This is a genomic window from Paenibacillus sp. P22 (assembly GCF_000469945.2).
Taxonomy (GTDB): Bacteria; Bacillota; Bacilli; order Paenibacillales; family Paenibacillaceae; genus Paenibacillus_O; species Paenibacillus_O humicus.
In genome coordinates this window covers 1-5097 of record NZ_CBRA020000263.1, presented here as the reverse complement: position 1 = coordinate 5097, position 5097 = coordinate 1, and the positions used below count along the sequence as shown (strand labels likewise).

2 protein-coding genes and 3 pseudogenes are annotated in these 5097 nt (G+C 60.4%); 3 read left to right on the top strand and 2 right to left on the bottom strand.

Translation table 11 applies throughout. The features are described from left to right. A pseudogene (locus tag BN871_RS25290) lies at positions 1-377 on the bottom strand (MsnO8 family LLM class oxidoreductase); the annotation flags it as partial. A gap of 331 nt (positions 378-708) precedes the next feature. Between BN871_RS25290 and BN871_RS30400 the strand changes: the two are divergent. From BN871_RS30400 to BN871_RS25280, 3 genes and pseudogenes are all read left to right on the top strand, one after another. Next, positions 709-867: pseudogene (locus BN871_RS30400) on the top strand (MCP four helix bundle domain-containing protein); the annotation flags it as partial. Positions 868-976: 109 nt separating this feature from the next. Continuing rightward, a complete protein-coding gene (locus tag BN871_RS25285; protein ID WP_048749863.1) occupies positions 977-2461 on the top strand; it encodes a methyl-accepting chemotaxis protein in 1485 nt (494 codons plus the stop codon). Positions 2462-2600: 139 nt separating this feature from the next. After that, on the top strand, positions 2601-4661 hold the full coding sequence (locus tag BN871_RS25280) for a catalase (RefSeq protein ID WP_048749861.1): 2061 nt from the start codon (positions 2601-2603) through the stop codon (positions 4659-4661). 53 nt (positions 4662-4714) lie between these two features. On the opposite strand, the pseudogene BN871_RS28700 reads toward BN871_RS25280, so the two are convergent. After that, positions 4715-5097 (bottom strand): annotated as a pseudogene (locus BN871_RS28700) (MFS transporter); the annotation flags it as partial.

Below are 5097 nucleotides of genomic sequence, written 5' to 3'. Positions count from 1 at the left end.
CGCGGGATGCCGGCTGATCGGAGCCGGGAGCGCGGCCGAGACCGAGGTCGATCCGGCCGGGGTAGAGCGACTCCAGCGTGCCGAATTGCTCGGCGATCTGGAGCGGCGCATGGTTCGGGAGCATGATGCCGCCGGAGCCGACGCGGATGCGGCTCGTGCCTCCGGCGACATGCCCGATCACGAGCGAGGTTGCCGAGCTGGATACGCCGGGCATGTTGTGATGCTCCGCCAGCCAGTAGCGGGTATAGCCGAGCTCTTCGGCATGGCGAGCCAGCTCGAGCGTGCGGCGGAACGATTCGGCGGGAGTGGAGCCTTCCACGACGGGGGGCGAGATCCAGCACCGAGATCGGAATTCGTGTATGGTCAGATGCAGTCATCGTACATCCTCCTTTGGGAGCGTTGAAATCAGGGGCGGAAGCCCCTGCTTACTTATTATTCGTGATCAGGTTTCAAAAAGCAAGTGAACCGGTCGGATATGGAAGGGGATCAGACATCCCTTCATATATGAAGAGTCATTTCCAGCCGATTTCGCGCTTTTGCATCCAGTTGACAGACCCTCTCAAATCAGTCCATTCTTTAAATGCCTTCCCGATTTATTTTTTTTTTGTTTAAAGGCGGTAAGAATGGTTTAGCTTAATCCGATCAAGTCTAATATACTCATGGGTATAAATATTTTTTTAGTATCTAACTTATCGGGGGTTAAAGAGGATGAAAATCCGGACCAATCTTTTGCTAGGCTTCTCCGTTGTGCTCGCGCTTACTCTTTTGGTCGGAGCTGTGAGCTGGAATCAGCTCAACTCGCTTCATCGAACGTATCAATCCCTTATTCAGGACCGGGTCGGAAAAATACTGCTGATCAAAGATTTGAAATATCGGGCGGCCAGCGAGGCGAAAAAACGTCCGCGGCTATCTGATTACGGAGCAACAAGCATCGTTCGACGCTTACAAGGCCGACCGGCAGTCCTTCGCCACAGGGATGGAGAAGCTCAAAGGAAGCTTGAAGCAGGAGAAATCCAAGGAGCTTGCAGGCAAGCTGGAGCGGCTGGAAGCCGAGTACGCGGGAATCGTAGCGACGATAGCCGGCTACAAGGAGAGAGGAGATACGGCAGGGTATATCAAGCTGGTAGAGGAGCAATGCATTCCTATGGCGCTCAAGCTGTCGGCCGCCGCGGAGGAGCTGGAGAGCTTCCAGCAAAGCCAGCTTGCGGCATCTCAAGCAGAGGCGGCGGCGCATGTGGCCGACGTGCAGAAGCTGCTTGCAGCCGTGGTCGTGCTCGCGCTGCTCCTCGGAGCCGCTGCGGCTCTGCTCATTTCAAGGCGGATCTCCCGTCCGGTGGACGCGGCCGCACGCGCCGCGCGGCGAATCGCGGAGGGGGACTTGACCGGAGATGATCTGGCCCCTGCCTCGATCCAGGAGCTGAACGTCTTGACCCTTGCCGTGAACGGCATGAAAAAGCAGTTGAGCCAGCTCCTTCGAACCATCGATCAAAATGCCCGAGAGCTTGCGGCTTCTTCCCGCCAGCTGGCGGGAGCATCGGCGCAAGCTGCCTCCGAATCGGAGCGCATCTCCCTATCGGTCCGCGCCATCGCCGAATCCGCCTCCGGTCAACGGGAGCGGATGAATGAAAGCCGGACCGCCATGGAGGAAAGCGCCATGAGCCTGCAGCGGGTAGCCGAAGCGGCCTCTATTACGGCCGAGTCCTCCGAGCAGGCTCTGCAGCAAGCGGACATGGGGAGCCGACTGATGTCGGAGACGAAAGGAAAAATGGGCGAAATCCGGGTCGTCATGGAAGGAGCCGCTCAAAACGTCGAGAATCTGGTCGAACAATCCGGCCGAATTAAGGAAATGGCCGCTTTTATTCACGAAGTGGCTTCCCAGACGAATCTCCTTTCCTTGAATGCTTCCATAGAGGCCGCCCGGGCGGGAGAGGGCGGAAGAGGATTCGCCGTCGTGGCTCAGGAGGTCAAAAAGCTGTCGGAGGAAACGAAGGAAGCTTCGGCCCGCATCTCCGAATTCGTTCTCGGCATCGCGGAGCATGCGGACCAGGCTGTCGAGTCGGTCAAAAAAGGGATGGAAGAGGTGCTGCGGGGATCGGAGAGCATCGGGAATACCGAATTGGCGTTCCGTTCCGTGGCGTATTCCATGACGACCGTGGCCCAGCAAACTCAGGAGGTATCCGCCTCCGCGGAGGAATTGTCCGCCTCCATGGAGCAGATGCTGGCTTCCAGCGACGAGCTGCTGTCGCTTGCTTCCACGATTGCCGAACATTCCGGGGCTTCGGCGATTGGAAGCCGACAACAGATGGCGTCCATGCAGGACATATCCGGCTCTGCGGAATCGCTGCAGGCGATGGCGGCGCTGCTTCAGGAGAAGCTGGACGCCTTCCATATCGAAGCAGAGCCCTCGCGCGCGGCCGTCGGTACGGCGCAGCCGCTGGTCCCTGCCATCTCCGCCCCTTGATCAGCCTTGTTCGGTCCCATCCGCATCTCCGAGCGTGATTGGCCGGGGGCGGCCGAGGGTAAGGAAAAGTGCTCATGTTCAGCTGATCTTTCAGCCATGCAAAAGCACCTTCCAACCCCTTAAGGAGGAGATACGAAGAATGAGCCAGGACCCGAAGCAGACCGCAGCCGGAAGCAGCAAGGACGAGCAGCTCGCGCAGCATACCGTCGACAACGACGGGCAGAGGCTCACGACGAATCAAGGCCTGCATGTGGCGGAGGACGAGCATTCCCTGAAAGCCGGCGTGCGCGGTCCGACCTTGATGGAGGATTTCCATTTCCGGGAGAAGATGACGCATTTCGACCATGAGCGCATTCCGGAGCGCATCGTCCATGCCAGAGGCTTCGGCGCTCATGGCTACTTCCAGGTATACAAGCCGATGGCGGAGCTGACGGAAGCCGGCTTCCTGCAGGACCCGTCGGTCAAGACGCCGGTATTCGTCCGCTTCTCTACGGTAGCGGGCTCGCGCGGCTCGGCGGATACGGTCCGCGACGTGCGCGGCTTCGCCGTGAAGTTCTACACCGAGGAAGGCAACTTCGATCTCGTCGGCAACAATATGCCGGTTTTCTTCATTCAGGACGCGATGAAGTTCCCTGATTTCATTCATGCGGTGAAGCCGGAGCCTCATAATGAGATTCCGCAAGCCCAGTCGGCGCATGATACGTTCTGGGATTTCGTCATCAACAACACCGAGACCGCCCATATGATCATGTGGGCGATGTCCGACCGCTCGCTGCCCCGCGGCTACGGCATGATGGAGGGCTTCGGCGTCCATACGTTCCGGCTCGTCAACGCCGAGGGCAAGGCGCGCTTCGTCAAGTTCCACTGGAAGCCGGTGCTCGGCACTCATTCCCTCGTCTGGGACGAGGTCCAGAAGCTCGCCGGCAAGGACCCGGACTTCAACCGCCGCGATCTGTACGAAGCGATCGAAGCCGGCAGGTATCCGGAATTCGAGTTCGGCATCCAGGTGCTTGAGGAAGAGGAGGAGTTCAAGTTCGACTTCGACATCCTCGATCCGACCAAGCTGTGGCCGGAGGAGCTCGTGCCCGTGCAGCGCATCGGCAAGCTGACGCTGAACCGCAATACGGACAATTTCTTTGCGGAAACGGAGCAGATCGCCTTCCATCCGGGACATCTCGTCAAGGGCATCGATTTCTCCAACGATCCGCTGCTGCAGGGCCGGCTGTTCTCCTACACGGATACGCAGCTGTCCCGTCTCGGCGGTCCGAACTTCCATGAGATTCCGATCAACCGTCCGATGTGTCCGGTCCACAACAACCAGCGCGACGGCATGCACCGGATGACGATCAACCGCGGTCCGGTCGCTTATCACAAGAACGGCATCGCCGGAGGCTCGCCGCATACGACCGAGGACGGCTACAAGCATTATCAGGAGAAGGTCGACGGCCGCGTCACGCGCGAGCGCAGCGACAGCTTCAAGGATCATTACAGCCAGGCCATCCTGTTCTGGAACAGCATGTCCGAGGTGGAGAAGCAGCATATCATCTCCGCCTTCAGCTTCGAGCTCGGGCATGTGAAGGACAAGAACATCCGCCAGGGCGTCGTGGACATGTTCGCGCAGGTCAGCGGCAAGCTCGCTGCGTCCGTCGCGGCCAACATCGGAGCGCAGCCTCCGGCGGACCTGAACGGGGGCTCGGAAGTGAGGGCTTCCTCGCCGGCCCTCAGCATCATGAATACGGTCAAGTCGGCGAAAAACCGCAAGGTGGCGATTGTGGTCGCGGACGGCTTCCGCGGCGCGGAGACGGCTGAGCTGGCCGCTGCCTTGACGGCGGCCGGAGCGCTGCCGGAATACCTCAGCTCGACTCTTGGCATGGTAAGCGGAGACGACGGCAGCGAGGTGGAAGCGGCGCACAGCTTCCTGACGAGCGACTCGGTGCTCTTCGATGCCGTATTCGTCGCCGGCGGGGAGGCGAGCCTCGCGATGCTGAAGCCGAATCCGAAGCTGCCGGACTTCCTGAAGGAAGCGTTCCAGCACTTCAAGGCGATCGGCTTCGGCAGCCCGGAAGATGCCGCTCAGCTGCTGGAGCTCGCCGGACTGAAGGCGCAAGCCGGCGATCCCGGCATCGTGAGCGCCGAAGGCTCGGCAGAGGCCTTTGTCGAAGCGGTCGCGGCGCATCGCCATTGGGCTCGCAAGCTTTAATCGATCTTTCAAAAGAGGCGCATGACCAGGTATTACCTGGTCATGCGCCTCTTTCATGCTGTTTTCCATAAAGAGCTGAACCGGCATGCGGCGGCCGTGGACAGATGGATGAAGGCGGCGGCAAGGAACACGTGAGCCGTGGAGCCGAGCTCGCTCGCCCAGCCGCCGGCATAGATGGCCAGCGGCATGCCAAGCTTGAAGATGGAACCGGTGAGGCCGTTGATGCGGCCGATCAGATGGGCCGGCGTCGATTCCTGCCGGTAGGTCCAGATGCAGACCGTGCTGACGGCTCCCGCCATGCCGTCCACGAACAGCCCCGCAGCCATCATTCCTGCAGAGGCGGCCAGGGCAAGCATCAGGCCGCCTATCGCCGAGAGCAGCGAGCTCGCGGCGAGCAGCGCTCCCAGCCGGAAGCGCCGCTTGAGCGGCGGCAGCA

Excerpts from the sequence above, each read along its gene's own strand:
- BN871_RS25285 (WP_048749863.1), top strand. The coding sequence starts at position 977 with ATGGAGAAGCTCAAAGGAAGCTTGAAGCAGGAGAAATCCAAGGAGCTT.
- BN871_RS25280 (WP_048749861.1), top strand. The coding sequence starts at position 2,601 with ATGAGCCAGGACCCGAAGCAGACCGCAGCCGGAAGCAGCAAGGACGAG.